General features: G+C 66.2%; 26 protein-coding genes. 5 read left to right on the forward strand and 21 right to left on the reverse strand.

Annotation, left to right across the window (positions count from 1 at the left end; genetic code table 11):
- Positions 1–125: 125 nt before the first annotated feature.
- The 6 genes from AABF56_RS23690 to AABF56_RS23715 form a co-directional block, all read right to left on the reverse strand.
- On the reverse strand, positions 126–455 hold the full coding sequence (locus AABF56_RS23690; protein ID WP_272807950.1) for an L-rhamnose mutarotase: 330 nt from the start codon (positions 453–455) through the stop codon (positions 126–128).
- A gap of 3 nt (positions 456–458) precedes the next feature.
- Positions 459–1,577 (reverse strand): mandelate racemase/muconate lactonizing enzyme family protein, encoded by a 1,119-nt coding sequence (locus AABF56_RS23695; RefSeq protein ID WP_272807949.1) that lies wholly within the window; start codon positions 1,575–1,577, stop codon positions 459–461.
- Position 1,578: 1 nt separating this feature from the next.
- A complete protein-coding gene (locus AABF56_RS23700; protein ID WP_272807948.1) occupies positions 1,579–2,676 on the reverse strand; it encodes an ABC transporter ATP-binding protein in 1,098 nt (365 codons plus the stop codon).
- Positions 2,677–2,679: 3 nt separating this feature from the next.
- Positions 2,680–3,546 carry a carbohydrate ABC transporter permease gene (locus AABF56_RS23705; RefSeq protein WP_272807947.1) on the reverse strand — a complete coding sequence of 289 codons (867 nt, stop codon included), beginning with the start codon at positions 3,544–3,546 and terminating at the stop codon, positions 2,680–2,682.
- A 16-nt stretch (positions 3,547–3,562) separates the two neighbouring features.
- Positions 3,563–4,459 carry a carbohydrate ABC transporter permease gene (locus AABF56_RS23710; protein ID WP_272807946.1) on the reverse strand — a complete coding sequence of 299 codons (897 nt, stop codon included), beginning with the start codon at positions 4,457–4,459 and terminating at the stop codon, positions 3,563–3,565.
- 335 nt (positions 4,460–4,794) lie between these two features.
- A complete protein-coding gene (locus AABF56_RS23715) occupies positions 4,795–6,111 on the reverse strand; it encodes a sugar ABC transporter substrate-binding protein (protein ID WP_272807945.1) in 1,317 nt (438 codons plus the stop codon).
- A 158-nt stretch (positions 6,112–6,269) separates the two neighbouring features.
- Between AABF56_RS23715 and AABF56_RS23720 the strand changes: the two genes are divergently transcribed.
- Entirely contained in the window at positions 6,270–7,082 is an 813-nt protein-coding gene (locus AABF56_RS23720) for an IclR family transcriptional regulator (protein ID WP_272807944.1), read from the forward strand.
- 25 nt (positions 7,083–7,107) lie between these two features.
- Here the strand turns inward: AABF56_RS23720 and AABF56_RS23725 are convergent, their stop codons facing one another.
- The 10 genes from AABF56_RS23725 to AABF56_RS23770 all read right to left on the reverse strand — a co-directional run bounded on the left by AABF56_RS23725 (position 7,108) and on the right by AABF56_RS23770 (position 16,762).
- Positions 7,108–8,253 carry an extracellular solute-binding protein gene (locus AABF56_RS23725; RefSeq protein WP_272807943.1) on the reverse strand — a complete coding sequence of 382 codons (1,146 nt, stop codon included), beginning with the start codon at positions 8,251–8,253 and terminating at the stop codon, positions 7,108–7,110.
- Positions 8,253–9,407 (reverse strand): CaiB/BaiF CoA transferase family protein, encoded by a 1,155-nt coding sequence (locus AABF56_RS23730; protein WP_272807942.1) that lies wholly within the window; start codon positions 9,405–9,407, stop codon positions 8,253–8,255. The genes AABF56_RS23725 and AABF56_RS23730 overlap by 1 nt, the downstream gene beginning before the upstream one ends.
- Before the next feature lie 201 nt (positions 9,408–9,608).
- Positions 9,609–10,505, reverse strand: coding sequence for an aldose 1-epimerase (locus AABF56_RS23735; RefSeq protein ID WP_336314399.1), 897 nt, complete (start codon positions 10,503–10,505; stop codon positions 9,609–9,611).
- Positions 10,502–11,257: an SDR family oxidoreductase gene (locus AABF56_RS23740; protein WP_272807940.1), complete on the reverse strand. Its 756-nt coding sequence runs from the start codon at positions 11,255–11,257 to the stop codon at positions 10,502–10,504. The genes AABF56_RS23735 and AABF56_RS23740 overlap by 4 nt, the downstream gene beginning before the upstream one ends.
- A gap of 7 nt (positions 11,258–11,264) precedes the next feature.
- Positions 11,265–11,996 (reverse strand): ATP-binding cassette domain-containing protein, encoded by a 732-nt coding sequence (locus AABF56_RS23745; RefSeq protein ID WP_272807939.1) that lies wholly within the window; start codon positions 11,994–11,996, stop codon positions 11,265–11,267.
- Positions 11,993–12,976: an ABC transporter permease gene (locus AABF56_RS23750; protein ID WP_244766602.1), complete on the reverse strand. Its 984-nt coding sequence runs from the start codon at positions 12,974–12,976 to the stop codon at positions 11,993–11,995. Before AABF56_RS23750 ends, AABF56_RS23745 begins: the two co-directional genes overlap by 4 nt.
- Before the next feature lie 67 nt (positions 12,977–13,043).
- Positions 13,044–14,018 carry a sugar ABC transporter substrate-binding protein gene (locus tag AABF56_RS23755; RefSeq protein ID WP_272808150.1) on the reverse strand — a complete coding sequence of 325 codons (975 nt, stop codon included), beginning with the start codon at positions 14,016–14,018 and terminating at the stop codon, positions 13,044–13,046.
- Positions 14,019–14,064: 46 nt separating this feature from the next.
- Positions 14,065–14,757 (reverse strand): GntR family transcriptional regulator, encoded by a 693-nt coding sequence (locus AABF56_RS23760; RefSeq protein WP_244766601.1) that lies wholly within the window; start codon positions 14,755–14,757, stop codon positions 14,065–14,067.
- A gap of 71 nt (positions 14,758–14,828) precedes the next feature.
- Entirely contained in the window at positions 14,829–16,028 is a 1,200-nt protein-coding gene (locus tag AABF56_RS23765) for a mandelate racemase/muconate lactonizing enzyme family protein (protein ID WP_272807938.1), read from the reverse strand.
- A 2-nt stretch (positions 16,029–16,030) separates the two neighbouring features.
- Entirely contained in the window at positions 16,031–16,762 is a 732-nt protein-coding gene (locus tag AABF56_RS23770) for a FadR/GntR family transcriptional regulator (RefSeq protein WP_272807937.1), read from the reverse strand.
- Positions 16,763–16,863: 101 nt separating this feature from the next.
- Here AABF56_RS23770 and AABF56_RS23775 point away from each other — a divergent pair, with 101 nt between their 5' ends.
- From AABF56_RS23775 to AABF56_RS23785, 3 genes are all read left to right on the forward strand, one after another.
- Positions 16,864–17,757 carry an SMP-30/gluconolactonase/LRE family protein gene (locus AABF56_RS23775; RefSeq protein WP_272807936.1) on the forward strand — a complete coding sequence of 298 codons (894 nt, stop codon included), beginning with the start codon at positions 16,864–16,866 and terminating at the stop codon, positions 17,755–17,757.
- A 75-nt stretch (positions 17,758–17,832) separates the two neighbouring features.
- Complete coding sequence (locus AABF56_RS23780; RefSeq protein WP_272807935.1) at positions 17,833–18,624, forward strand: SDR family NAD(P)-dependent oxidoreductase; 792 nt, start codon at positions 17,833–17,835, stop codon at positions 18,622–18,624.
- A gap of 20 nt (positions 18,625–18,644) precedes the next feature.
- Positions 18,645–19,892 (forward strand): enolase C-terminal domain-like protein, encoded by a 1,248-nt coding sequence (locus AABF56_RS23785; protein WP_272807934.1) that lies wholly within the window; start codon positions 18,645–18,647, stop codon positions 19,890–19,892.
- Here the strand turns inward: AABF56_RS23785 and AABF56_RS23790 are convergent.
- The 4 genes from AABF56_RS23790 to AABF56_RS23805 form a co-directional block, all read right to left on the reverse strand.
- Positions 19,886–20,035, reverse strand: coding sequence for an amidohydrolase family protein (locus AABF56_RS23790; protein WP_336314398.1), 150 nt, complete (start codon positions 20,033–20,035; stop codon positions 19,886–19,888). The genes AABF56_RS23785 and AABF56_RS23790 overlap by 7 nt on opposite strands.
- An 84-nt stretch (positions 20,036–20,119) precedes the next feature.
- Positions 20,120–23,317: an error-prone DNA polymerase gene (locus AABF56_RS23795; RefSeq protein ID WP_272807933.1), complete on the reverse strand. Its 3,198-nt coding sequence runs from the start codon at positions 23,315–23,317 to the stop codon at positions 20,120–20,122.
- A complete protein-coding gene (locus AABF56_RS23800) occupies positions 23,314–24,837 on the reverse strand; it encodes a DUF6504 family protein (protein ID WP_272807932.1) in 1,524 nt (507 codons plus the stop codon). Before AABF56_RS23800 ends, AABF56_RS23795 begins: the two co-directional genes overlap by 4 nt.
- A complete protein-coding gene (locus tag AABF56_RS23805; protein WP_272807931.1) occupies positions 24,749–25,510 on the reverse strand; it encodes an ImuA family protein in 762 nt (253 codons plus the stop codon). Before AABF56_RS23805 ends, AABF56_RS23800 begins: the two co-directional genes overlap by 89 nt.
- 174 nt (positions 25,511–25,684) lie before the next feature.
- Here AABF56_RS23805 and AABF56_RS23810 point away from each other — a divergent pair, with 174 nt between their 5' ends.
- A complete protein-coding gene (locus tag AABF56_RS23810; protein WP_244766593.1) occupies positions 25,685–25,990 on the forward strand; it encodes a hypothetical protein in 306 nt (101 codons plus the stop codon).
- A gap of 112 nt (positions 25,991–26,102) precedes the next feature.
- Here AABF56_RS23810 and AABF56_RS23815 read toward each other — a convergent pair whose 3' ends face one another.
- Complete coding sequence (locus tag AABF56_RS23815) at positions 26,103–26,426, reverse strand: hypothetical protein (RefSeq protein ID WP_244766592.1); 324 nt, start codon at positions 26,424–26,426, stop codon at positions 26,103–26,105.
- Positions 26,427–26,453 lie beyond the last annotated feature (27 nt).

The raw sequence follows: 26,453 nt of genomic DNA on the forward strand, positions 1-26,453 counted from the left end.
AGATTGGATGGAGCACCGTCTCGCCTATCTCCAGCGTTTCCGATTGAGCACGGGTTTTGCCTCGTGCCGATCTCCCCCCTTGAGGGGGAGATGCCCGGCAGGGCAGAGGGGGGTGAACCACAACCTCACGCATGAAAGAACACCTCTTCCATGCCCACCCACCACTCGCCATCCTTCCGCGTCTCCAGCGGCGACTGGCAGGGCATGCAGACGGCCCACCATTCCTGCGTCTTCGCGTCGGCGGCCATCTTCGCCATGTCGGCGGCATAGTCGCTGCCGTGATATTCGAAGAAGGAGAACAGCAGGTTCTCCGGCTCCTTCAGGAAGATCGAATAGTTCCTCATATTGCAGGCGGAAATCATCGCCAGCACCTCCGGCCAGACGGCGGCGTGCAGGCGCTTGTAGTCTTCGATCTTCTCCGGCTTCACGCCGATCACCATGCCGATGCGCTGCATCTCCTAGACCCTTTTCCGGATTTCGCGCTCGAATTCGGCAATGGAGCGCGCGCGGATCGCATCCCAGTCCCAATCGATGCCGAGGCCCGGCGTCATGGGCGCGAGCGCCATGCCGTTCTCGATGGTCAAGCGCGAGGTGGTGATGTCGTCGAGTTGCGGAATGTATTCGAGATATTTGCCGTTCTGCACCGCACAGGTCAGGCTGACATGCAGCTCCATCAGGAAATGCGGGCAGACGGGCATGTCGAAGGCCTCCGCCGCATGCGCCACCTTCAGCCAGGGCGTGATGCCGCCGATGCGGCCGGCATCGACCTGCACGATGGAGCAGGCACCCTTCTGCATGTATTCGCGGAAATGGCGGATCGAATAGAGCGATTCGCCGACGGCGATGGGTGTCGCCGTCGCGCGGTTGAGGCGGACATGGCCGTCGATGTCGTCCGCCGGCAACGGTTCCTCGATCCAGCCGAGATCGAGGTCGCGCAGGCGCCCGGCCCGGCGGATCGCCTCGTCGACGGAAAAACCCTGGTTGGCGTCCGTCATGATCTCGTAGCCGTCGCCGACCGCCTTGCGCACGGCCGAGAGGCGCGCGAAATCCTCGGATCCATGCGGCTTGCCGATCTTCACCTTGGAGCCGGAAAAACCCTTCGCCTTGGCATCCAGCGCATCCTCGACGAGCGCCTCCACCGGAATGTGCAGCCAGCCGCCCTCGGTCGTGTAGAGCGGGCAGCGGCCCTTCGCCCCGCCGGCGAGCTTCCAGAGCGGCAGGTTCTGTTTTCGCGCGCGCAAATCCCAGAGCGCGGTGTCGATGGCGGCGAGCGCGATCGAGGTGATCGCGCCGATGGTCGTCGCATGGGTCGTAAATTCCAGCTCGTGCCAGATCGCCTCTATCCGGTCGGCGTCGCGGCCGAGAAGGCGCGGCGCGAGATGATCGGCAAGAAGCCGCATGACGGAGGAGCCGCCGGTACCGATCGTGTAGCTGTAGCCGGTGCCGACCGCCCCGTCGCTGTCGGTAACGGTGACGAGCGGCGTTTCCTGGGAAACGAAGCTCTGGATGGCGTCCGTGCGCTCGACCTTCGGGCGAAGGTCGACCATTTTCAGCTCGATGCGTTCGATCCTCGCCATGTCAGCCCCTGAGCGTCTTGCCGGTCTCACCGTCGAAGAGGTGAGCCTGGGAGAGGTCGAAGCAGAAGGGCAGCGCTTCGCCGGACACAAGTCGCCGCGGGTTCAGCATGCGGCCGACCCATTCCGCGCCGCCGAAATCGGAGAAGACGAGGGTCTCGTTGCCGAGCGGCTCGGTGAGGATGACGCGCAGGTCCTGCCTGTATACATCGGCATCCTCGCCGGAATGGATGCCGTGGCCGGCGGGATAAAGATCGTCCGGTCGCAGGCCGAAGGTCACCCTCTGGCCAGCCGTCACCCGATCCCGGAAGCGGGACGGCAGCGGCAGGCGGTCGCCACTGGAAAAGACCACATGGCCGTCGGCGATCTCGGCGTCCTTGAGGTTCATCGGCGGCGAGCCGATAAAGCCGGCGACGAATTTCGAGTTCGGCCGCTGGAAGACGTCCTCCGGCGTGCCGACCTGCTCGATATGACCGTCGCGCATGATGACGATGCGGTCGGCGAGCGTCATCGCCTCCACCTGGTCGTGCGTGACGTAGATTACCGTCGACTGCACCTTGGCATGCAGCTTCTTGATCTCGACGCGCATCTGCGTCCTCAGCTTCGCATCGAGGTTCGACAGCGGCTCGTCGAAGAGGAAGACTTCCGGCTGGCGCACGATGGCGCGGCCCATGGCGACGCGCTGGCGCTGGCCGCCGGAAAGCTGCGAGGGCCGCCGGTCGAGGAGATGCGCGAGGTCGAGCGTTTTTGCCGCCTCCTCCACGCGCGGGGCGATCTCCTCCGGCTTCTGGCCGGCGATCTTCAGCGAGAAGCCCATGTTCTCGCGCACCGTCATATGCGGATAGAGCGCGTAGGACTGGAAGACCATGGCAAGGTTGCGCGAGCGCGGCGGCAGGTCGTTGACGATCTTGCCGCCGATCCTGAGATTGCCGCCGGAGATCGGTTCCAGCCCGGCGATCATGCGCAGCGTCGTCGACTTGCCGCAGCCGGAGGGGCCGACGAGAGCAATGAACTCGCGGTCGGCCACCTCCAGGTCGATGCCATGGACCACTTCGACCGCACCGTAGCGCTTGACCAGCTTTTCGAGGGAAACGGTTGCCATGGATTATCCTTTGACTGCGCCGGAGGTGAGGCCGGACACCAGATGCTTCTGCACGACGAAGGTCAGCACGAGAGCGGGGATGATCATGATCACCGCCAGCGCGCACATGCCGCGCCAGTCGATGGTGAACTCCGCGGTATAGTCGAGCAGGCCGACGGGCAGCGTCTTGGAATTGACGGAACGGGTGAGCTGCGAGGCGAGCGCGAACTCGTTCCACGAGGTAAGGAAGGCGAAGATGCCGGCCGACGCGATTCCGGGGCCGGCGAGCGGGAACTCCACCTGCCAGAAGGCCTGCCAGCGCGTGCAGCCGTCGATCTGCGCGGCCTCGGCGAGATCCCGCGGCACCTGCCGGAAGAAGCCGTCGATCAGCCAGATCGTGAAGGGCACGTTGAGCGCCACATAGGCCATGATCAGCCCGAAATGCGTATCGATGATGCCGAGCTTCGAATAGACGAAGAACAGCGGCAGCGAGAGCGCGATGCCCGGCACCGTGCGCGTCAGCATCAGGCCGAGGAAGATCGAGGATTTCACCTTGAAGCGGAAACGCGCGAAGGCATAGCCGCCGGCCATGCCGATGGCGAGCGCGATCGCCGTCGAGGTGACGGAAACGATCAGCGAATTGCGGAAATACTCGATGACCGGAATGCCGCCCTGCCCGACGCCGGAGAACATCGCGACATAGGCATCGAAGGACAGGTCCTCGGGGATCCAGACTGGCGGCTTCGCCATGATCTCGACCGTCGGGCGGAAGGAGGCGAGCACGATCCACAGGCCCGGCAGGCAGATGACGGTCATCGCCAGGAAGAGGCCAATCTTGTGCGCGGCGGAGAGGAGAAGGCCGTTGAGGCGGGCTTTCGTGTTCTCGTTCATCTTTACCACTCCCCCCTTACCATTCGGCCGCGATCTGGGTCCGCGCCGCCGCAAGCTTGCGGAAGAAATAGACGGTGAAGAGGATGGAAAGCAGGATCGCGACATAGGCCATGGCATTGGCGAGACCCATGCGGGCATCGGCATAGGCGGTGCGCGAGACGAGCGTCCACAGCAGCTCGGTGCGCTTGGCCGGCCCGCCGTCCGTCATGATCTTCACGATGTCATAGGCTCGCGCGACATCGAGCGAGCGGATGGTCATGGCGATATAGGCAAACGGCATGATAAAGGGCCAGGTGACGTAGCGGAACGTCTGCCAGGGCGTGCAGCCGTCGACACGCGCCGCCTCGATCGGCTCCTTCGGCATGGCGAGCAGGCCCGCGAGGATGAGGATGGCGAAGACCGAGGTGGACGACCAGATTTCGGCGACAAGAATGGCGGTGAAGGCGAGCGAGCCGTCGATCAGCCACGGGATCGCCTGGTCCGTCAGGCCGAGCGATTGCAGGGCGTTGTTCACGAGGCCGATATTGTCGTTGAACATGAACTTGAACTGGAAGCCGACGAGGATCGGCGAGAACATCATGGGGAACATCATGATGGTTCTCAGCAGCCGCTGTCCGCTCGTCGCCTTCTCCACCAGCATGGCAAGGCCGAGGCCGAGCAGCATTTCGACATTCAGCGCGACGGTGAGCAGGAGCACGGTGCGGCCGAACGCCGTCCAGAATTCGCGGTCCGCCAGGATGCGCGCATAGTTGCGAAAGCCGATGAAGGTATAGAGCGAGGCGGGCTGCGTCAGCCGGAAGGGCGTGAAGCTCGAATAGAGCGACAGGATGAGCGGAACGATGACGACGGCCGCGAGCACCACGATGGCGGGCAGCAGAAGCAGAAACGGCGCCGGTGGCCTCCAGCCTTTCATGAATGCCTCTTGGATATGCTCCGGTCGGCCGCCCTTTCAGGGCGCCGGCCGTATTTCGAGAAGCGGCCGCTACGGACGGCCGCCGGTTCGCTTGTTTCGGGCGGTGCCCCACCCCCCACTCATCGCGGACGCATGGATCCTCGGGTCAAGCCCGAGGATGACGGAGGCGAGGGTGCCAATAGGCGCTGCCCCTCATCCGGCCTGCCGGCCACCTTCTCCCCGCAAGCGGGGCGAAGGAGATATGCCGCGCCGGTTTCCTAAACCAATGCCCGTTCGTGGGGCACGTCACTCTCCCCGCTTGCGGGGAAAGGGTCAGGGTGAGGGGCAAGCTTGCCTCAGAGCGCGCCCGCATCCTCAAGGATCTGCGTCGCCTTCTCGGCCGCCGCGTCCAGCGCCTCCTTTGAGGTCTTGTCGCCGAGGATGGCGGCCTGCAGCTCGGGATAGACGGCGTTGGAGATCTCGATCCAGGCCGGCGTCTGCGGCACGGCGAAGGCGTGCTTCGCCGCCTCCTGGAAGGCGGTCAGGACTTCCTTGCGGTACGCGTCGCTTTCCGCCTGCTGGATATTGTAGTCCCAGACGGCCGTGCGCGTCGGCAGCGGGCCGGCGGAGGATTCCAGCTTCTGGCTGTCCTCGTTGGTGAGGAACCAGACGAGCGAGGCGGCGGCGTCCTTGCTGGCGCAGCTTTCCGTCACGGAAAACCCGTGGTGGCCGGACCAGCCGGTGCGCTTGCCGGAGGAGCCGGCCGGCTGCACCTTCACGCCGACATTGCCGGCGACCTTCGAAGACTTCGGATCATTGAAGAAGCTCGCCCAGCCGGGCCAGTCGAGGTTGACGGCGATCGTGCCGGAAGCGAAACCCTGGCCGAGGTCGTCCCACAGATAGTTGGTCGTACCGACCGGCACGGCCTTCGCCTTGTAGAGGTTGACGAACCAGTCGAGGGCGCGAACGCCCGCGTCCGAGTTGAAGGCCGGCTTGCCGTCGGCGTCGAGATAGTCGCCGCCCTCGGCGACCAGCATTTCATAGAAGCGGCCGTTGATCGCCTCCTCCTTGCCGGCATATTGCGTACCGTAGAAATCCGGCGGGTTCGCGAAGAAGACCGCCTGGTCGGCGACCTGCCGCCAGGTGTCCGGCGGGGCGAGATCGTAGCCGTATTTCTCCTTGAACGCCGCCTTCTTCGCGTCGTCCTCATAAAGGCTCTTCTGGTAGTAGAGCGCGGAAACGTCGAACTGCGCGCGCGGCAGCATCACCAGCTTGCCGTCGAGCGTCGAGGAGGCGATGTTCGCCGGCACGAAGGCATCGATCTCCTCCTTCGGCAAGAGCGCAGAAAGATCGGTGTAGATGTCGGGATATTGCGGGGCGAAGGACGAATGGTTCGAGCCGACGCACCAGGTGATGTTGCCGGTCGCGATATCCGACTTGATCTCCTTGTCCAGCTCGAAATGGTTCTTCTTGGAAAGAACGTTCACCTTCGCGCCGGTCGCCTTCTCCCATTCGGCAATGCGCGCATAGAGCGCTTCATACTGCTGGCCGCCGATGAGCTTCGCATCGACGGTGACGCCCTCGAATTTTCCCGGCAGATCGGCGGCGAGCGCAGCGCCCGCCCACGCGCAGATCACGGCACCGGCGGCAACGCCGGCTAGAAATCTCGTCATCTTCTCCTCCCATTGGCTTCTCGCCAGCCCTTACCAATAAGAGCTTCATTCATATACAAACTTACTATTCACATATCGTCAAGCGCAAATCGGTATCCCGGGATTGTCACGCCTTATTTCTGCGTATATGAATCTACTCATTCACTGGAGGAATTCGGGTGTCGGACGAGGAAAACGATCGCTACAGGGCGCCGGCGCTCGACAAGGGCCTCGACATCCTGGAGCTCCTCGCCGGCGTCGACGGCGGCCTCACCCAGGCGGAGATCGCCAAGCGGCTCGATCGCAGCCCGAACGAATTCTACCGCATGCTCGACCGGCTGGTGAAACGCGGCTACGTCACCCGCATCGACGGCGACCGCTTCTCGCTGACCCTGAAACTCTTCGGCCTCGCGCAACTGCACGCGCCGGTGCGCCGGCTCGTCTCTTTCGCCGTGCCGCTGATGCGTGAACTGGCCGAAGCCTCGCGCCAGGCCAACCAGCTCGTCGTCTTCGACCGCGGCAATCCCGTCGTCATCGCCCAGCAGGAGGCACCCGGCTACTGGGGCATCTCGATCCGCGTCGGCTCGCGCATCGGCCTGTTCGACACGGGCTCCGGCCACGCGCTGCTCGCCTTCCGCTCGCCGGAAGAGCGCCTGCGCATGATCGCCGAGCATGTCGGCGACGGCGGCACGGACATGCGCGTCACGCCGGAATTCCTGGCGCGGCTCGATCTCATCCGCTCGCGCGGCTACGAAATGATGCCGAGCGCCCAGACGGCGGGCGTCATCAACCTCTCGGCGCCCGTGCTCGGCGCGGACGGCAGGGCGATCGCCGCCCTGACGATCCCCTACATTACCCTGATCAACGCGCCGGTCGCGCCGGATATCTCGACGACCATCCAGCTGCTCGGCGAGACGACGCGCAGGCTGTCGGAAATGGCAGGCGCCGGCTTCAACGCCGAGGAGCAACAGGCTTCGCATCTGAAGGCATGATTCGCCGGCGCGGCGAAGGCACGGCTCATCCGTCCCCCGCAAAACTTTTCAGGAAGAGCGCATTGAGGTCCGCAACGGCGTTTGACGCCGGCGCGCTACCCGTCACGGCCTGGTTGATGCGCTGCGAGGCGGCGTCCTGGAAGGGCATGTAGCCGGCATGCCGGGGGCGCAGCCAGGCGCCCTCCAGCGTCCGGCGCGTGTTGCGGTAGAAGCCGAGCGTCGCGGCATTGGCCGCCTCGTCCTCCCAGCCTGCCGCATGGCCGGGCTGGCCGCCGGCCTGCCAGTAGCGGCCCGCCTGCTGCGGCCCGGCCGCAACCCAATAGGCGAAATCCACGGCCGCCTCGCGCTGTGACGAGAAGGCGGAAACGGCGATGCCCGTGCCGCCAAGCGCAGAACCGACCGGCCCCGCATCGCCGGCAACCGGCATGTCGGCAAAGGCGATGCGGTTTGCCCGGAAGCCGGCGAGGGAGTAGCTGACATAACCGTAGATCAGCGGCGAGAGACTGTAGCGCGATCCCGCCTCGCCCATCCGGTCCAGCACGGCGATGGGGTCCATGCCGGTGCAGGCAGGGTCGGCGAGCGCGGCAAGCTCCCGGATCATCTCGATCGCCTGCACGCCGGTTTCGGCATCGACGAAGGGCCGGTCCCGTTCCACCGCGCAGGGCCGGCCGAGATTGCCGCAGAGCGTGAAGAGACACATCAGGGAATGCGGCGGGCGCAGCGGCAGCAGCATTTCGCCGGCCTTTGCCAGATCCAGCACCTCCGCCCATGTGCCCGGTGCCCTGCCCAGCCGATCCGGCCGGAAGGCGAGCACCTGGGTGGCCGCGTCGATCGGGAAGGCCCATTGGCGGCCCTGCCAGTTGTAGCTCGGGAAGGAGAGGCCGACGCTGCCGCCCGCAAGGGCCGCGAAGGCCGCCTCGCGGCCGGGCAGGTCCAGCGGCGTAAGGCAGCCTTCCGCCGTGATCTGCCCGACATGCGGATGGTCGATGACGATGAGGTCGTAGCGGCGGGCGAGGTCCTCGACCGGAAAGCTCTCGAAATCCTGCAGCGAGCGCTTGTCCCATTCGATGGAGACGCCGGTCCTGGCGCGCCAGTCCTGCGTGCAGGCCACCATCGGGTCGTAGCCGCGCGGATGGCTCCAGGTCATGCCCCTCAGCGTGATCGCGCCCATCACGAAAACTCCGCGCGGATCGCCGCCGAGTGCTCGCCGACGCGCGGCGCGGCGCGACGGCCGAGAGGACGCCGGCCGTCCACGCGCACGGGGCAGCGGGTCGTGCCGATCGAAACCGCATCCTCGCGCGTCACCGTCTGCAGCATGTCGAGGATGCGGAAACCGTCGCTGGCCAGAAGTTCCGGCCATTCCAGCACCTTCGAGCACCAGATGTCGGCGGGCTCCAGGATGGAGAGCCAATGCTCGACGGTCCGGGTCGCGATGCGGCCGGCGATGATCCGCTTGATCGCATCGCGCGCGGTGAACCAGGCCTTGCTGTCGTCGCGATAGGGCGCCAGCGCCTCGATCTGCAGCAGATCCTGCAGGCGGCCGAGCGGCGTCATGGCGATCGCGAGGTAACCGTCCTTTGCCGGATAGACGCCGTAGGGCGCGGAGAGATAGGCATGCGCGCTGCGGAAATCCGAGCGCTTCGGCTTGCGGCCGCCGTCGTTGAGATGGGTGGTCAGCACCTCGAACTGGAAATCGACAAGGCTTTCGAGCAGGCTCGTCTGGATATGGGCGCCCTTGCCGGACATGCCGCGGCGCACGAGGGCGGCGAGGATGCCCTGGCAGGCATTGGCACCGGCGAGCATGTCGGCGACCGCAAGGCCGAAGGGCACCGGCCCCTGCGCCTCGTCGCCGTTCAGCCACATCAGGCCGGAGCGTGCCTGCGCCAGGAGATCCTGCCCCGGGCGCATGACCCAGGGGCCATCCTCGCCATAGCCGCTGATCGAGGCATAGACGATCGCCGGGTTGATCGCCCTGACGGCCGCATGATCGAGCCCGAGGCGTTCGATGACACCCGGGCGGAAATTCTGGATGAGCACGTCGGCCTTGCCGAGAAGCCTGCGCAGGAAGGCGAGGTCGCCGGGGTCCTTCAGGTCGATGCCGAGGCTTTCCTTGCCGCGGTTGATGGCGTGGAAGAGCGTCGAATCGCCGCCGATCTCGGTGTCGCTGAGATAGAGCCGGCGGGAGAGATCGCCGCCATCCGGCCGCTCGATCTTGATGACGCGGGCGCCGAGATCGGCAAGCCGCAACGAACAATAGGGGCCGGAGAGGAACTGGCTCATATCGACCACGGTCAGGCCGGCCAGAAGTCCCGTCTCATCCTGCATGCGCATCTCCTCCTGCGCTCCCGAAGGCTACGCCAAATAAATTCTTATTTGAATTATTCTTTCATATATGGATTGCCGTTTCAAGCCTCGGAACCCCGTCAGACGCTACATGGACGGATGCTTCCCCCACCGCAGCCACGCGATCAGCCCCCCCGGCAACCATATGGGCTGCCAGGGTGCAGGTCGGGATATATTGCGGGGTCAGGCCGCTTTGTGCGGCGAAACGGCGACGCGGGTCCAGATGTCCAGCGTCTCGCCGGGAGAAAGCACCTTCAGGCCGTAGGCGTCCGGCCGGTCGGGCAGGTTGAAGGCATCGACGGGATGGCTCACCGGCTCGAAGCAGAAGAAGTCTGCATCGGCGGCGGGCGAGAAGACCACATATTGGCCCAGCGCCTCGCTTGCCTCGACCTCGGCCCGCAGCCCGCGCGCCGGCCAGTCGATACGCGCCTTGCCGTCCCAGCCGTCAAACCAGTTGTTGATCCAGCGCGGCGGCAGGGGCCGCGGCACGTTGAAATCCATATCCGGATGCGCTGCGACGGGCGCGTAGGCCTTCGGAAGATGGTCGTCGCGCTCCAGCCAGACGCCCTTCGACGGCGCGGCGAGCGTCGTATCCGCATCGCGCACGAACCAGGGATGGAAGCCGGCGCCGTAGGGCAGCCGCGTTTCGGCGCGGTTGACAAGGCTCAGTTCCATCACGAGACCGGCGCCTTCAAGGCGATAGGACATCGTCGCCTCGTAGCGGAACGGCCCCGGCCCGTCCGATGATAATGTCAAGGTGATGGAATCGTCGCTCCGGGAGACCTCCGTCCATGCGGCGGAAAAACCGTTGCCGTGGATCGGATAGGGCTCCGTCTCCATATTGCGCGGCAGGGCGTGAAAGGCACCGTCGAAGGTAAAGCCGCCGCCGGAGACCCGGCCGGAAAACGGCACGAGAAGGATGTTGGAAAGCGCGAAAGGATGGGCCGTGGCGGGATCGACCGTGCGGAAGACCGGCAGCCAGGCGCCGCCGTGCCGGACATCGAAGCATGTCAGGCCGGCGCCGAGATCGGGCCGCACGCGGATGCGCGCCGCCCCGTTATCGAGTTCGACCGCCATCACCAGCCGCCGTCGATCGCGATGTTCTGGCCGGAAATCATGTCGGAGGCCGGCGAGACGAGGAAGTGCACGAGATCGGCGACATCCGCCGGCTGGATGCGCGCCTTCAGCGACTGGTTTTCGAGGATCCAGTCATTGTACTGCTGCAGGCGATCGGCGAAGACGCGGGCCTCCGCCTCGGACACCACCGCGCCCGGCGAGACCGCGTTGACGCGCACGCCATGCGGCCCGAGCTCGCGCGCCAGCGATTTTGTCAGGCCCAGCATCGCGCCCTTCGAGGCGACATAGGGCACGTAACCGTCCCAGCGCCCGTTCAGGGTGACCGAGCAGAAATTGACGATCTTGCCGTAGCGCTTTTCCTTCATCGCCGGCGCGACCGCCCGGGCAAGCGCGAAGGCGGCGGAGGAATTGACGCGGACCTGGTCCTCGTATTCCTCCAGCGAAAAATCCTCGAACGGCTTGTTGATGATCAGCGCCGCATTGTTGATGAGGATATCGATGCCGCCATGCTCGCGCGAAAGCGATGCCGCCCGCCGTTCCGCCGCGGCAAGGTCGTTCAGGTCCTCGCCGACATAGGCTGCCTTCACATCATGTGTCGCGGCAATATCCGCCGCAAAGGCCTCGCCGCCTTGGGCGCCCGGCCGATCCAGCAGCAGGAGGCTGGCGCCGGCCCGGGCGAGCCGCGCGGCCTGGGCGCGGCCGAGCGTGCCGAGCGCGCCGGTGATGAGGACGGTCTTTCCCGAAAGCTCTGTCATGGTCTCCTCACAGAAGGGCGTGGACCTCGTCGATCGAGGTCGCAGCGGTCGGCTTGTCGAAGACGATCTCGCCGCGCGCCATGGCGACGATGCGGTCGCAGGACTGGAAGACGTGCTGCATGTTGTGCGAGATGAAGATGCCGGTGAGACCCTGCGCCTTCAGGCCGCGCACGAAGCCGATCACCTTGTCCGTCTCCTTGACGGAAAGATGGTTGGTCGGCTCGTCGAGGATCAGCACCTTCGACTTGAAATGCATGGCGCGGGCAATCGCCACGCCCTGCCGCTGGCCGCCGGACAGTTCGCCGACCAAGGCATCCGGCGAGCGCAGGTGCAGGTCGACATCGGCTATGGCCTGCACGCTTTCGGCGCGCATGCGCTTCTGGTCCATGAGGCCGAAGCCGAAGACCGACCATTTCAACGGCTCGCGGCCGATGAAGAGATTGCGGGCGATCGACATGGTCGGGACCATGGAATTGTACTGGTAGATCGTCTCCAGCCCGTGGCGCATCGCATCCTTCGGGCTGCGCAGGTCCACCCTCCTGCCCTCGATCAGCACCTCGCCGGAATCCTGGTGATGCACGCCGGAGAGGATCTTGATCAGCGTCGACTTGCCGGCGCCGTTATCGCCGACAAGGCCGACGGTCTCGCCGGGATGGATGATGAGGTTGACGTTCTTCAGCGCGTGTACGCCGCTGTACCATTTCTGCAGGTTGCGGCATTCGATGACCGGTGTCGTCACTTGTGCGCCTCCACCTTGATCTTGCGGGACATCTTCCCCATCCAGGCATTGGCGATCACCGCGAACATGGTGAGCACGCCGATGGCGAACTTGAACCAGTTGGCATCGACGCGCGACAGCACGAGGCCGTTGTCGATGGTGCGGATGAGCAGCGTGCCGATGATGGCGCCGAAGACCGTGCCGATACCGCCGGCAAGCGCCGTGCCGCCGATGACGGCGGCGGCAACCGCCTGCAACTCCAGCCCCTCGCCGATCGAGGGCAGCGGCGAGCCGAGGCGCAGCACCTGGAGCAGGCCCGCAAAGCCGGCAAGCACCGAGCAGAGCATGAAGCAGACGATCTTCACGCGCTTGACGGGAATGCCCATCGAGGCCGCCGCCTCGTTGAAGCCGCCGGTGGCGCGGATCCAGTTGCCGAAATTGGTAAGCGACAGGAGCGCCGCGGCAAGAACGGCGATGCCGACGAACCAGACGAAGGACATGCGGAAGAGCGCGCCCTGCCAGATATAGTCCGTGAAGAGCCAGGTCGGCAGGTCGGAGGGCAGGAGCGGCGGAAAGCCGCCGGATATGACGATGGTGAGCGAGCGGGCGATGAACAGCATGCCGAGCGTGGTGATGAAGCTCGGGATCGAGAATTGCAGCGTCACATAGCCGTTGATGAAGCCGATCACCGCGCAAATCGCAAGGCCGAGCAGCACGGCGGCGGTGAAGGGCACGCCTGAATTGAGGATCACCGCCATCGACATCGGCATCAGCGCGAAGACGGAGCCGACCGACAGGTCGAATTCGCCGCAGATCATCAGGATCGTCACGCCGATGGCGACGAGCGCCATTTCCGGCAGGAGGCCCATGACGCCGCGCACGTTCTCGAAGGAGAGAAGCACGCCGTTCGACTTCACCTGGAAGACGGCAAGGAGGACGATCAGGAGGGCAAGGCCCGCAAGCTCCGGCTTGTCGAGATAGATTTTCAGAAACCGCTTCATGGGCTCCACTCGTGCTTCGGTGCCCCGCCCGAGCGGCAAGGCACCGGTTTCCCATAGGAGCGCCGAATCAGCGCAGGCCCTGCTTTGCCATTTCCAGGATCGTCGGCACGTCCTTGGGCGTGACGATGCCCTGCCCCGTGTCGATGTCCGACGGCGTCAGGCCGGCAGTCTTCCACAGATAGGCCTGCATGACCGGCATGAAGCCCTGCATGTAGGGCTGCTGGTCGACCTGCACCTGCACATAGCCGGCCTCCATCTGCTGCAGGACCTCCGGCACGAGGTCGAAGCCGCCGAGCAGCACCTTGCCGGGCTCGATGCCGCGGTCCTTCAGCACCTTGGCGACGCCGGCATGCCAGTAGCCGGTGTCGAAATAGGCCGTGGTGTCCGGGTTGGCGTTGAGATAGGCGCCGATGCGGTCGGCGGTCAGCGCGAGATCGGTGGCCGAATCGATGCGCGTGATGGTGATCTCGCGGTCGGCATGCTCGGCCTTGTACTCTTCCAGGAACTTCATCACGCCGCCGGCGCGCTGCTCGGACCAGGTCTGGCCCGGCGCATTGACGCCGACCAGCAGGTTGAGCGGGCCTTCCTTGGGGAAATTCTCCGACTGCGCCTTGGCGAGCGAATAGCCGGCCGCGGTGAAGCCCTGGCCGATGAAGGCCTTGCGGGCGTTGCCGTTAGCGCCTTCGCTGTCGTCCACATTGACGGCGAGCACGAGAATGCCGGAATCGACGGCTTCCTTGATCACATTGTCATAGGCGTTGTTGTCGACGATCGCGACGAAGATCGCATCCGGCCTGGAGGCGATGGCCGCCTGAAGATTGGCGACGGCCTGCTCGACCGAGCCTTCGGTCTGCGTGAGGATCAGCTGGCACGAGGCCCCGACCTTCCCGCAGGCGTCGTCATAGCCCTTCTTGACCGATTGCCAGAAGGTGTTCGAGGCGGACGAGTGGCTGATGAAGGCGATATTGAGGCCTTCCGCGCTGGCGCCCGAGGCCATCAGCCCCAGCCCGAGGCCCGTTCCTGCAAGAAATTTCCGGATCATCATGATGCGTACCTCCCGTTGAACATCAATCGTTGTCGTCCCGGCGTCACGCCACGCCGTCGAAGAATTCCGTGCGCGCCCGGGCGATCTCGGGCAGCGATTTGAGGATCTCGCGCAGATGCGTGCGCAATGCCGTCTCGGCCTTGCCGACGTCGCCGGCGGCGATCGCATCGACGATGCGTTCGTGCTGGTCGATCAGCCGGCCGATCTGGATGTCGTCGACGCTGAGGAAGCGGACGCGGTCCATCTGCGCCTTGACGCTTTCGATGACGCTCCAGGCATAGGCGCGGCCCGCGGCCGCCGCGAGCGTGTGGTGGAAGAGTTCGTCGAGCCGCAGGAAGGCGGCGCGGTCGTCCTGCGGCACCTGCTTCTGCCTTGCGATCTGGTCGCGCAGCTCCCGCACGGTCCCGGCCGTGTGCTCGCCGGCGACCTGGCGCACGATATCGGCCTCGATCGCCTCGCGCACGAAGCGCACGTCCATCACGGAGGCGGTGGAGATCCGCGTCACATAGGTGCCGCGCTGCGGCAGGACCTGAACAAGGCCCTCCTCCGACAGCTTGATGAAGGCTTCGCGCACCGGCTGGCGGCTGATCGACAGGCTTTTGGCGATCTCGGCCTCGGAGATGCGCTCGCCCGGCGTCAGCTCGGCCTGAATGATCTGCTCGCGCAGGATGCGGTAGACCTGAGGTCCGACGGCTTCGGCGGCCGAAAGAACGCGCTGCGGTTTGATGTTCTGCATTCCGGCCTCCTCCATCCCGTTACAGGCTACTAGCCTACTACCATACAAGTCAAGTGGTCAGCGTTACGAGATCACTCCAGTGCCGAAGTCCGGCGCGAGACGTCGAATTTCCGGTCGAGATCCGGCGCGAGATCGACGCCGTGGCCCGGCCCGGGGGGAACGGTGATCATGCCGTTCGCCACGGTCGGCAGCTGCGTCGTCAGCTCGGCGTACCAGGTCTTGTAATAGGCGCGGACGCTTTCCTGCACGAGCGCGTTCGGCGCGTTCAGCGACAGGTGCGTCGAGGCGGCGAGCACGACGGGACCGGTGCAGTCATGCGGGGCGACCGGCAGATGCCAGGCCTCCGCCATGGTGGCGATCTTCTTGGCCTCGGAAAGGCCGCCGCACCAGGAAAGGTCGAGCATGACGACACCGGCGGCATCCGTCTCCATCAGGTCGCGGAAGGCCCAGCGGGTGGCGAGCGTCTCCGAGGCGCAGAGCGGCGCGCGGCTCGCCGCCGCATAGCGCTTGAGGCTGGAGAGCGAATCCATCTTGATCGGGTCCTCGTGCCAGAAAGTGGCGTAGGGCTCGAGCGCCCGGGCGATCTGGATGGCCGGGGTGAGTTGCCACATGGAGTGGAACTCGACCATGATGTCCATGCAGTCGCCGACGCGCTTGCGGATCTTCTCGAAGGGTTCGAGCGCCTTGCGCAGGTCCGGCCCGGAAATGTACTGGCCGCCGCTCTTTTCCGCCGCGATGTCGAACGGCCAGATCTTCATGGCCGTGATGCCCTCCGACAGGAGGTCTTCGGCAAGCTCGTCCGCCCGCTCCAGGAAGCCGTTGAGGTCGTCATGGTCGCGCCGCGGGCCGCCGATGCCGTAATTGCCGGTCTGCTGGCCCTTCGCCTCGCGCATGTAGGTATTGCCGGCGCAGGTGTTGTAGGTGCGGATCTCGCGCCGCGAGAAACCGCCGAGCAACTGGGCGATCGGCAGGTTCGTCGCCTTGCCGAAGAGGTCCCACAGGCCGATATCCACGGCTGAATTGCCGCGCATCTCCGCCCCCGTCGAGCGGAAGCCGAGATAGCCCGTCAGGTCCTTCGAGATGCGGTCGATCTCCAGGGGATCGCGGCCGAGCAGCTTCGGCGCCACGACCTCGTGGATGTAGGCCTCCACCGTCGCGGCCATGAAGAAGGTCTCGCCGAGCCCGACAAGGCCCTCGTCGGTGTGGATGCGCACCCAGAGGATGTTGGGAAAGTCGCGGGCGCGGACGGTTTCGAACGCGGTGATCTTCATGCTCAATACACTCCCGCCGCCAGCAGCGCCTTCACCGTCAGATCGAAATGCTCGACCATCGCCTGCTCGCCCGTCGTCGGGTCGCCATTGGCGATGGCCCGGGCGATGGTCATGTGGCCGTCGATGCTTTCCTGCCGCGTCTCGTTGCTGGCGCGGCTTGCCCAGCCGATCGGCCAGGTCTGGCGCGTCACCACATGGAACGAGCCGACGATCAGCGAGAACATCGGATTGCGCGACGCCGCGCCGATCGCCTCGTGGAAGGCGATGTCGTGCTCCATCACCTTTTGCGGCGCGTCGAAATCCCGCTGCATCGCCTCGGCCAGCGCGACGATCGCGGCGGCCTCGCGGTCCGTGCGGCGCATCGCGGCGAGCACGACCGTCCGGCGCTCCACCGTGCGGCGGACATCGAAAATCTGCTGGATCGTCACCTGGTCGGTGTGCACGGCATGGTCGGTGACCAGCGCCAGCACGTCCGCCCTCGGCGCGTCCACCCGCGGACGACGGCCGTTGCCGATATCGATCAGCGTCAGCGCGGACAGCGAACGATAGGCCTCGCGCACGATGCCGCGGGAAACGCCGAGCTTTTCCGCAAAGGCGCCCTCGCTCGGCAGCCAGTCGCCGACCTGCAGGCCGTTTTCGCGGATGTGGATCCGGACGGCATCCATGACGCCGCCAAGCAGACCTTCGCCACCCTTCTGCCCGCCGGCCGCATCCGGTTCCGACTTCGATTCCATCCCGTCGCCTCCTACCTATCATATAGGTACTTAGTGACCTTGAATTAGATTCACTCTCAGCTATTGTCAACGTGAATTTGGCGGATGCGGGAGGGCTGCGCGTGAAGGCAAGGATCGAATACGCCGCGGGCGACATCGTCGGCGAAAGCATCATCTGGTCCGGCGAGGAAGAGGCGCTCTACTGGGTGGATATCGGCGGCAAGCGCATCCACCGCCATGAGCCGCGCAGCGGCGAGCATGCCGCCTGGCCGGCGCCGGATTTCCCGACGTCGATCGGCCTTCGCGCCTCCGGCGGCTTCATCGTCGGGCTGCGCCGCGAGGTCGCCTTCTGGCGGCCGGGCGAAGCCTTCGAGACCTTTGCTGTGCCAGAGCCGGACCTTGCCGACAACCGGCTGAACGAAGGCCGCGTCGCGCCCGACGGCTCCTTCTGGGTCTCCACCATGCAGAACAATCTCAACCCGGACGGCTCGCCCCGGGCGATGGACCGCAAGTCCGGCGCCATCTACCGGATCGACCCCACAGGCACCGTCACGCAGCTCACGCCGCGCGAATACGGCATCACCAACACGATGGGCTGGACGCGCGACGGACGCTTCCTCTTCGCCGATACGCCGGAAAACGAAATCTACGCCTTCGCCTACGACCCCGCCGCAAGGACGATCAGCGACCGGCGCACCATCGTCAGCGGCTTCGAGCGCGGCCTGCCGGACGGCTCCTGCATGGATGCCGAGGACACGCTGTGGAACTGCCGCGTGGTCGGCGGCGCCTCGGTCGCACGCTTTACCGCCGATGGCGCGCTGCTGGCGCTGGCGGAACTGCCCGTCACCTGGCCGACGAGCTGCACCTTCGGCGGCCCGGACCTCTCCACCCTCTACGTCACCTCCGCCCGCTTCACGATGAGCGCCGAGCACCTTGCCGCAAATCCGGCGGAGGGCAGCCTCGTTGCGATTGACGGGGCCGGCGCCGGCGTTCCCGAACCGAGATTCGCCGGCTGACACTCGTCGAGAAATCCCGGTTGACAATCTGGTATGGTAGAATGTTAGTTAAGCCGAGCGGGAAGGAGAACGACCATGAGCGCGGATGAATTTTCCGGCAGGAGCATCATCGTGACCGGCGGCAGCCTCGGCATGGGCCGGGCCTGCGCGGAACGGTTCGCGGGTGCCGGCGGCAGGGTCCTCGTCGTCGCGAACGATGCCGCATCGGTGGACGAGGCCGTCGCGGCGATCGGGCCGAACGCCTCCGGCTTCGTCGGCGACGTGCGCCGGGCGGACGACATGGAGCGCGCCGTCGCCACGGCCGTGGCGCGCCATGGCGGCCTCGACGTGCTCGCCTGCTGCGCCGGCATCCAGCGCTACGGCACGGTCGTCGACACGCCGGAAGATGTCTGGGACGACGTCTTCGACATCAACCTGAAGGGCATCTACCTCGCCTCCCGCTTCGCCATCCCCGAAATGCGCAAGCGCGGCGGCGGGGCGATCGTCGCGATCTCCTCCGTGCAGGCCTATGCCTCGCAGGCGGGCGTCGCGGCCTATACGGCCAGCAAGGGCGCGATCAACGCCTTGGTGCGTGCGATGGCGCTCGACCATGCGGCGGAGAACATCACGGTCAACGCCGTCTGCCCCGCCTCCGTCGACACGCCGATGCTGCGCTGGGCGGCGGACCTGTGGAAGGGCGAGCACAGCCAGGACGAGACGATCGCGCTGTGGGGCAAGGGCCATCCGGTCGGCCGGGTGGGAAAACCCTCCGAGATCGCCGATCTCGTCGCCTTCCTCGCCAGCGACAAGGCCCGTTTCATCACGGGCGCGGACATCAAGATCGATGGCGGCACGATGGCCAAGCTCGGCATCGTCCTGCCCGAATGAACGAGAACCGGAGACCCGCCATGAAACGGCCCGTCATCACCGACATCCGCGCCACCACCGTGACGGTGCCGCTCGAGGCGCCGCTGCGCCATTCCAACGGCGCCCATTGGGGACGCTTCGTGCGCACCATCGTGGAGGTCGAGACCGATGTCGGCCTCGTCGGGCTCGGCGAGATGGGCGGCGGCGGCGAAAGCGCCGAGGCCGCCTTCCGGGCGCTGAAGCCCTATCTCGTCGGCCACGATCCGTTCGAGCTGGAGCAGCTCCGCTTCAAGATCTGCAATCCGACCGCCAGCCTCTACAACAACCGCACGCAGATGCATGCGGCCATCGAGTTCGCCTGCCTCGACATCATGGGCAAGTTCCTCGACGTGCCGGTCTACGATCTTCTCGGCGGCAGGATGCGCGATGCGGTGGGCTTTGCCAGCTACCTGTTCTTCCGCCTGCCGAACAAGGAGACGGGCGCGGGCGAGATCCGCACCGCCGACCAGCTCATCGACCAGGCGCTCAGCCTCAAGAAGACGCACGGCTTCACCGCCCACAAGCTGAAGAGCGGTGTCTTTCCACCGGATTACGAGCTGGAGGTCTACCGGGCGCTGGCCAAGGCCGTCGGCACCGACAGCGTGCGCTACGACCCCAATGCCGCCTTCACGGTGGAGGAGGCGATCCGTTTCGCCAAGGGCATCGAGGACCTCAACAACGACTATTACGAGGACCCGACCTGGGGCCTCAACGGCATGCGCCGCGTGCGCGAGAACACGCATATGCCGCTCGCCACCAACACGATCGTCGTCAATTTCGAGCAGCTTGCCACCAATGTCCTGGCGCCGGCCTGCGACGTCATCCTGCTCGACACGACCTTCTGGGGCGGCATCCGGCCCTGCATCAAGGCGGCCGCCGTCTGCGAGACCTTCCAGCTCGGCATCGCCGTGCACTCCTCCGGCGAGCTCGGCATCCAGCTCGCCACCATGCTGCATCTCGGCGCGGTGCTGCCGAACCTCGTCTTCACCGGCGATGCGCACTACCACCAGCTCGTCGACGACGTGATCGTCGGCGGCCCGATGCGCTATGTCGACGGCAAGATCGCCGTGCCCACCGCCCCCGGCCTCGGCATCACGCTCGACCGCGACAAGCTCGGCCAATATTCCGATCTCTACAAGTCGCTGGGCGGCTACGCCTATGACCGCGACCCCGCCCGCCCCGGCTGGTTCTCGACCGTGCCGAACACGCGCTGGGCCGACCCGGCCGACGACCGGATCGTGGATTACTGAGCCGGATCGTCCCCGAAACCGTCGAGCAGGCCGATATCGGCCGGCATGCCGGGCCGGAGGAAGCCGACGTTTTCCTCCAGTCCCATCAGGCGGCTCGGGTTTGCCGTCGCCATCCTCAACGCGTCTTCGAGGGAGATGACCACCGCATCTGCCGGTCGCCCTCGGCGGCAGCTGCGACAAGCGCGTCCGGAACGTATCGACGTCCCAAAGGTCGGCCTTCGGGGACCTCAATGGAAGTCGCGGGATTTGACGCGGATGGTCTGCACCGCCTCGCGGGCTTGCGGCTGCGCGGCATCGCCACGCCGGCCGATGGTGGCGAAGTCGGCCGAAAGATCGGTAAGGTGCTGCACGACGATATGCACCACCTCGCCCTCCCGCTGGATGTAACCTTTGACGCCGATCATTGGCGCGCCCATCACGATGGGGCGATAGGCGAGGAAGACCTTGCGCCAGACGACGAGGTTGGCGATGCCCGTCTCATCCTCGATCGTCACGAAGATGACACCCTTGGCCGAGCCCGGCTGCTGGCGGACGAGCACGATGCCGGCCGTCTCGACCTTCTGGCGATCGCGAAGCCGCGTCGCTTCGGCGCAGGAAAGCAGGCGGCGGCGGGCGAGGCCCTCCCGCAGGAAGCTCACCGGATGGGCCCGGAGCGTCAGGCCGACGCGGCCATAGTCCTCCACCACCTCGCCGCCCGTCGCCATGGGTCGCAATGCCACCACCGGTTCCGTCAATTCCGGCAGGGCCGCGGCCTCCCGCTCGGCCGCCGCGGAAAACAGCGGCAGCGGCTCGTCCCGCAAGCCGCGGATCGTCCACAAGGCCTCGCGCCGGGAAAGCCCGAGCGACGGCCGGAAGGCATCCGCCTCGGCAAGCCGCACCAGCGTGTCGGATGCGAGTTCCGTGCGGCGCCAGAGGTCATCGACCGAGGCAAACGGCGCCTCGCCCCTTGCTGCAAGAAAACCGCCCATCTCCTTGTTGTCGAGGCCCTTGACCATCCGCAGCCCGAGCCGCACGGCAAGCCGCCCCGCCTCGTCCGTCGGCTCCAGCGTGCAATCCCAGCGGCTGGCATTGATGCAGACCGGACGCACCTCCACCCCGTGCTCGCGCGCATCGCGCACGATCTGTGCCGGGGCGTAGAACCCCATCGGCTGGGAATTGAGCAGGGCGGCGCAGAAGACGTCCGGGTGATGGCATTTCATCCAGGCGGAGGCATAGGCGATGATCGCGAAACTGTAGGCGTGGCTTTCCGGGAAACCGTAGGAGCCGAACCCTTCGAGCTGGCGGCAGATACGTTCGGCGAAATCGCGGGCATAGTCGTTCCTGACCATGCCTTCGATCAGTTCCTCACGGAATTTGTCGACCCCTCCGGTCTGCTTGAAGGTCGCCATTGCCCGGCGCAACTGGTCGGCCCGTCCCGGCTCAAAACCCGCACAGTCGATCGCCACCTGCATCGCCTGCTCCTGGAACAGCGGCACGCCAAGGGTTCTTTTCAGGACCTTCTCGAAAGCAGGCTTGGGATATTCCACGCTCTCCAATCCCTGTCGCCGCCGCAGATAGGGGTGCACCATGTCTCCCTGGATCGGCCCCGGCCGCACGATAGCCACCTGGATGACGATGTCGTAAAATTCCTTCGGCCTGAGGCGCGGCAGCATGGACATCTGCGCCCGGCTCTCGATCTGGAAGGTGCCGATCGTGTCGGCCTTGGAGATCATCTCGTAGGTCGGCAGATCGTCCGCGGGGATGCTGGCAAGCGTACGGCTCTCTCCCTTGTGCTCCCGCAGGAAATCGAAGGCGCGGCGCATGCAGGTGAGCATGCCGAGCGCCAGCACGTCGACCTTCATGAAGTTCAGGTACTCGATGTCGTCCTTGTCCCACTCGATCACCTGACGCTTATCCATGGCAGCCGGCTCGATCGGCACGAGATCGTCCAGCCGGTCGCGCGTCAGCACGAAACCGCCGGGGTGCTGCGAGAGGTGGCGTGGCGCGTTGATCAACTGGCGGGCAAGCTCGAACAGCAGCCGGAGGCGGCGGTCATCCACATTGAGCCCGGCCGCGTTCGCATGGCTTTGCGGGACGTCGTTGGACCAGCCCCAGACCTGCGAGGACAGCGCCTTCAACACATCCTCCGGCATGCCGAGCGCACGTCCGACATCCCGCATGGCCGCGCGCGAGCGATAACGGATGACGGTGGCGCAGAGCGCCGAGCGATCCTTGCCGTAGGTCTCGTAGATCCACTGGATCACCTCCTCCCGGCGCTCATGCTCGAAATCCACGTCGATATCGGGCGGCTCGCCGCGCTGCTCCGAGACGAAGCGCTCGAAGAGGAGGCTGCCATTCTCCATCGGGTCGATCGCCGTGATCTCAAGGACAAAGCAGACGGCGCTGTTTGCAGCCGATCCCCTGCCCTGGCAGAGGATCGGGACAGGCAGGTTGCGGGCATGGCGGACGATGGAGTTCACGGTGAGGAAATACGGCGCGTATTTCATCTTCTCGATGAGCCGCAATTCGTAAACGAGCTTACTGCGCACCTCCTCGGGCACGCCGCCGGGATAGCGCCTGGCCGCTCCCTCCCACGTATATTTCTCCAGCGCCTCCTGTGGCGTGAGGTGCGCATACTCCTTCTCGTCCGGATACTGATACATCAATTCGTCCAGCGAGAACCGGCAGCGCTCGACGATCTCCAGCGTCCGCCGCAGCGCCTCCGGGTAACGCGCGAAGAGACGGTGCATTTCCTCCGGGGGCTTGAGGTAGCGGTCGGCGTGGCGTTCGCGCAGGAAGCCGGCAGTGTCGATGGCGACGTTGTGGCGGATGCAGGTGACGACGTCCTGCAGCATGCGCCGGGCGGGCGCGTGGTAGAGCACGTCGTTGGTGACGACGGTGGGCACGCCATGGCGGGCAGCGAGGTTGGAGAGGTCGAACAGCCGCAACTGGTCGTTCGGCCGGCGGCGGAGCGTGAGGGCGAGATAGCAGCGCTCCTTGAAATGCGTGTGCAGGCGGCGCAGCTGGAAGGCGGCGGTCTCGTCCGCCTCGTCCGGCACCAGCACGGCGAGGAGACCCTCGCTCCAGTCGACGACATCGGACCAGTCGAGATGGCACTTGCCCTTGCCGGCCCTCTCCTTGCCGATGGTGAGCAGGCGGCAGAGACGGCCATAGGCGGCGCGGTCGGTCGGATAGACGAGCAGCGACATGCCATCGACGAGGTCGAGCCGGCAGCCGACCACCAGCCGCACCGACGGGGCATCCTCCGGAAGCTCCCGCGACGCCTTGAAGGCCTGGACGACGCCGGCAAGGCTGTTGCGATCGACGACGGCAAGCGCCTCGATGCCAAGGGCGCTCGCCTGCGCGAACAGGTCCGCACAGCTGCTCGCCCCGCGCAGGAACGAGAAGTGGGACGTCACCTGAAGCTCGGCGTAGCGCGGATTCATGCGAAAATCCCGTGCAGGAACCAGCGACCGATGCCGCTTGCCACCTGCTCTTCGTTGCCGGAACGGAAGAGCCAGAAGCGCTCCCCCCCTGTGTCCTCGACCTGGAAATAATCCCGCACGGCCGCCAGCTCGGCATCGCGCTTCCACCATTCGCCGAAGATGCGCTCAGGCCCATCGGCCCGCTTGACCAGCCGCCGCACGCCGCGCCAGGTGAAGGAGGCGGGCGGATGGTCCGGCAGGAGCGCCATGACCTCCACCGGCTCCGGCAGGGCCAGGAGACGGGCGGGACGCGGCCAGCGGCTTGGCCAGGTCGTTCCCGTCTCGGGCGAAAGCGGCGGAATGCGGCGGAAGGAACGTTCCGGCACGTCGCTTTCGACCGGAGCGATGCGGTAGAGGCGCGCGGCACCGATGCGGTTGACGATCACGTCGACGAGGCCGGCAAGGTCCGCTTCCTCCGTCTCGATCAGGGAGGAGACGGCCTGTTGCAGGACGAGCGGTTCGGCCAGCGTCGCGGTCAGGTCCATGATCTCGATGCCGAAGCCGGGATCGATCGTCTCGATGCGGTCTGTCAGGAGCCGGATGAGCTGTCTTTCGTCGCGCGCGGGCCGCGCCGTGCCGATGCGGATCGCCTGCAGGGAATTGTCGACACGATGGAAGAGGAGATCGAGCCGGCGGGCGCCGAGGCCGCGTTTTTCCAGCGCCGCGCAGAGATCGCGCACGAGACCGGCCGTGTAGCGCGCGATGGTCTCGGGGGCGCCGATCGGCTCGCCGAAAACCTTGCGGACCGTGACGAGCTCCGGGTCGCGCAGCGGATCGACGGGTTCGGAAATCGTGCCCTGGAGCTGGTCGAGCCGGCGGCCGAGAAGCGGGCCGAAGCGCAGGACGAGCGGCGCGCGCGGCACGGCCAGCACATCCCCGATCGTGGAGAAGCCGAGCACATGAAGGCCCGTCACGGTTTCCGGCGGTATCCGCAATCCCGCGACCGGCAGGGGCGACACGGTCTCGCCGGCTTTGCCCGGCGGGAGGACGCATACGGGATCGGCGAGGAAGCGGGCGGCGGCATGGGCCGCACCCCAGCTGTCGGCGATGGCGGCACGGGCAAAGATGCCGGAGGCGGAGAGACGGTTGACGAGGCCGGTCAGCATGCGCGCCTCGCCGCCGTGCAGGTGATCGGCGCCGGTCGTGTCGATGACGAGGCCATCGGGCGGGTCCGGGGCGACGATGGGCGCATAGTGCTGCAGAGCCCAGAGCGCGAGGCGGCCCAGGGCGACGGCATCGGCCGCGGGATCGGCCGGCATGGTGGTAACGTCCGGCAGCAGCGCATGGGCCTTGGTGAGCGGCATGCCGACGCGCAGGCCCGCCTGCTCGGCCGGCCGGCTCACCGCCGTCAGGATGCGGCGCGCGCCGTCGCGGCCGACGAGCACGAGCCGGCTATCCGGCGGCGGCGCCGATGCGCCGAGCGCCCGTCGCAGGCGATCGATCGGCCAGCCGGGAAGAAAAAGCGATACGACCCTCGGCATCGGTGGCCTCCACGTCAAAGTCCGCCGCCTCGCCGGCCCGGCAGCGGGCCAGCTCCAGCAGCCATTGCGCCCGGCCGATGCCGGGCACGGGAAGGGGTGCGGAGGGCCGCACATGGACCCGCCAGCGCGTCACTGCGGCGGAGGGCTGCGCAAGGGCAGCCGCCTCCTTCCGGTGGCGGAAGCGGCGCAGGGCAAGGCCAAGCGTGCCGCCGGCCTCCGCGGCGAGCTGCAGGCGGCGCGAGGCGGACATCGACAGGCGCGCCACCTCGGCGACGACGGCGCCGAGCCCGCCATGGCGCAACCCCTCCTCGAAACAGAGCAGCAGGCTCTTCTCGTCGCCCGCCTCCACATAGAGGACGCGGCCGGGCGCAAGCCCCGCCTGCGCCAGCGCCGGCGCGAAAAGATCGGGCCGCGTGAGGCACCAGAGCACCTGCCCCTTCGTGCGCGCGGCGATGCCGGCGGCAAAGAGCATTGCGGCGCTGGCCTCGACGGCATCGTTGCCGCCGCCGCAGATCTCGTGCAGGCTGGCCAGCGCCAGCCCGCCGCCCGGCAGCCGCGCGTCGATCTCCGGCACGCCGAAGGGCAGCACCGCCCGGTCGCGCTGGGCGCGGCCGTCGAACTGCCGGATGCGGTCGCGCAGATCGGCGACAACGGCATGGACGGAGGCGGACATCGGCTTGGCGGGCTCCCGGCTGAAAGACAATATGTTCTCTATTTGTTCTCAAAACCCGCAAGAGTCAATCGCCCGGTCACGCCGGAAAGATCACAGTTTGAATCATCGTCGGGAACCAAGTGGCGCGGCAAAAGTTCTCCTTTCGCCATTCCATCAAATCCAGGAGACATGTCCATGGCTGACGAAAAGAGCACCGGCAAACGCACGCTCGGCGTCGTTGAGGGGCGCGACAACATTTCGGAAGACGCCCGTGCTGCTGCGGCCGAAGCAACGGTGAACGAACAGATCGAGGCGCTGAAGACGGAAATCAGCCGGCTGAAGGAATCCGCGGGGCTGATCGCCGAAGGCACCGGCCAGCTGGCGGTCGCCAAGGCGGAATCGCTGCGTGACGAGGTGCGCCAGACGATCCAGGCCAACCCGCTCGCCGCGCTGGCCGGCGCCGCCTTCATCGGCTATCTGTTCGGCCTTCGCCATCGGTGACATGCGTATCCCCGGGCCAGGCCCGGGGATACGGAGAAACCAAGGAAACCCGCGTCTTGCATCCGTTTCCTCACAGCATGAAAAAGCCCGGCGATGCCGGGCTTTCGTCTGTTCAGAACCAGCGCTGGCGGCGGGGCGGTTCGCTTTCGAGCGAGCCGAGCAGGTAACCGATGACGACGCCGGCAAGGCCTGCGGTCAGGACGACCGTCGAGAGCGCGGCCGGGTGTTCGCGCGCGGCCTGCGCGACGGCGGCGCCTTCGTTGCGTACATATTTCGTTGCCGAGCGGACGGCCGGTCGGGCAGCCTCCACGGCATTGCCGGCGCGATCGCGGATGGTCTCGTAGGCCTCGCTGCCGCGTTCGCCAAGGTCCTTCTGGAGCTGGGCGATCTCTGCGCGCAGGGCGGAAATCTGGGATTGGACGTCGTTGCTTGCCATTGCGGTCTCCTTGTCAGCAATGGAGAC

Source organism: Shinella sp. WSC3-e (genome assembly GCF_945994535.1).
GTDB classification, from domain to species: domain Bacteria; phylum Pseudomonadota; class Alphaproteobacteria; order Rhizobiales; family Rhizobiaceae; genus Shinella; species Shinella yambaruensis.

Excerpts from the sequence above, each read along its gene's own strand:
- AABF56_RS23690 (WP_272807950.1), bottom strand. The coding sequence starts at position 455 with ATGCAGCGCATCGGCATGGTGATCGGCGTGAAGCCGGAGAAGATCGAA.
- AABF56_RS23770 (WP_272807937.1), bottom strand. The coding sequence starts at position 16,762 with ATGGAATCGAAGTCGGAACCGGATGCGGCCGGCGGGCAGAAGGGTGGC.
- AABF56_RS23760 (WP_244766601.1), bottom strand. The coding sequence starts at position 14,757 with ATGCAGAACATCAAACCGCAGCGCGTTCTTTCGGCCGCCGAAGCCGTC.
- AABF56_RS23785 (WP_272807934.1), top strand. The coding sequence starts at position 18,645 with ATGAAACGGCCCGTCATCACCGACATCCGCGCCACCACCGTGACGGTG.
- AABF56_RS23710 (WP_272807946.1), bottom strand. The coding sequence starts at position 4,459 with ATGAAAGGCTGGAGGCCACCGGCGCCGTTTCTGCTTCTGCTGCCCGCC.
- AABF56_RS23740 (WP_272807940.1), bottom strand. The coding sequence starts at position 11,257 with ATGACAGAGCTTTCGGGAAAGACCGTCCTCATCACCGGCGCGCTCGGC.
- AABF56_RS23780 (WP_272807935.1), top strand. The coding sequence starts at position 17,833 with ATGAGCGCGGATGAATTTTCCGGCAGGAGCATCATCGTGACCGGCGGC.
- AABF56_RS23765 (WP_272807938.1), bottom strand. The coding sequence starts at position 16,028 with ATGAAGATCACCGCGTTCGAAACCGTCCGCGCCCGCGACTTTCCCAAC.
- AABF56_RS23725 (WP_272807943.1), bottom strand. The coding sequence starts at position 8,253 with ATGGGCGCGATCACGCTGAGGGGCATGACCTGGAGCCATCCGCGCGGC.
- AABF56_RS23730 (WP_272807942.1), bottom strand. The coding sequence starts at position 9,407 with ATGCAGGATGAGACGGGACTTCTGGCCGGCCTGACCGTGGTCGATATG.
- AABF56_RS23815 (WP_244766592.1), bottom strand. The coding sequence starts at position 26,426 with ATGGCAAGCAACGACGTCCAATCCCAGATTTCCGCCCTGCGCGCAGAG.
- AABF56_RS23700 (WP_272807948.1), bottom strand. The coding sequence starts at position 2,676 with ATGGCAACCGTTTCCCTCGAAAAGCTGGTCAAGCGCTACGGTGCGGTC.
- AABF56_RS23705 (WP_272807947.1), bottom strand. The coding sequence starts at position 3,546 with ATGAACGAGAACACGAAAGCCCGCCTCAACGGCCTTCTCCTCTCCGCC.
- AABF56_RS23805 (WP_272807931.1), bottom strand. The coding sequence starts at position 25,510 with ATGTCCGCCTCCGTCCATGCCGTTGTCGCCGATCTGCGCGACCGCATC.
- AABF56_RS23695 (WP_272807949.1), bottom strand. The coding sequence starts at position 1,577 with ATGGCGAGGATCGAACGCATCGAGCTGAAAATGGTCGACCTTCGCCCG.
- AABF56_RS23750 (WP_244766602.1), bottom strand. The coding sequence starts at position 12,976 with ATGAAGCGGTTTCTGAAAATCTATCTCGACAAGCCGGAGCTTGCGGGC.
- AABF56_RS23800 (WP_272807932.1), bottom strand. The coding sequence starts at position 24,837 with ATGCCGAGGGTCGTATCGCTTTTTCTTCCCGGCTGGCCGATCGATCGC.
- AABF56_RS23755 (WP_272808150.1), bottom strand. The coding sequence starts at position 14,018 with ATGATCCGGAAATTTCTTGCAGGAACGGGCCTCGGGCTGGGGCTGATG.
- AABF56_RS23795 (WP_272807933.1), bottom strand. The coding sequence starts at position 23,317 with ATGAATCCGCGCTACGCCGAGCTTCAGGTGACGTCCCACTTCTCGTTC.
- AABF56_RS23810 (WP_244766593.1), top strand. The coding sequence starts at position 25,685 with ATGGCTGACGAAAAGAGCACCGGCAAACGCACGCTCGGCGTCGTTGAG.
- AABF56_RS23715 (WP_272807945.1), bottom strand. The coding sequence starts at position 6,111 with ATGACGAGATTTCTAGCCGGCGTTGCCGCCGGTGCCGTGATCTGCGCG.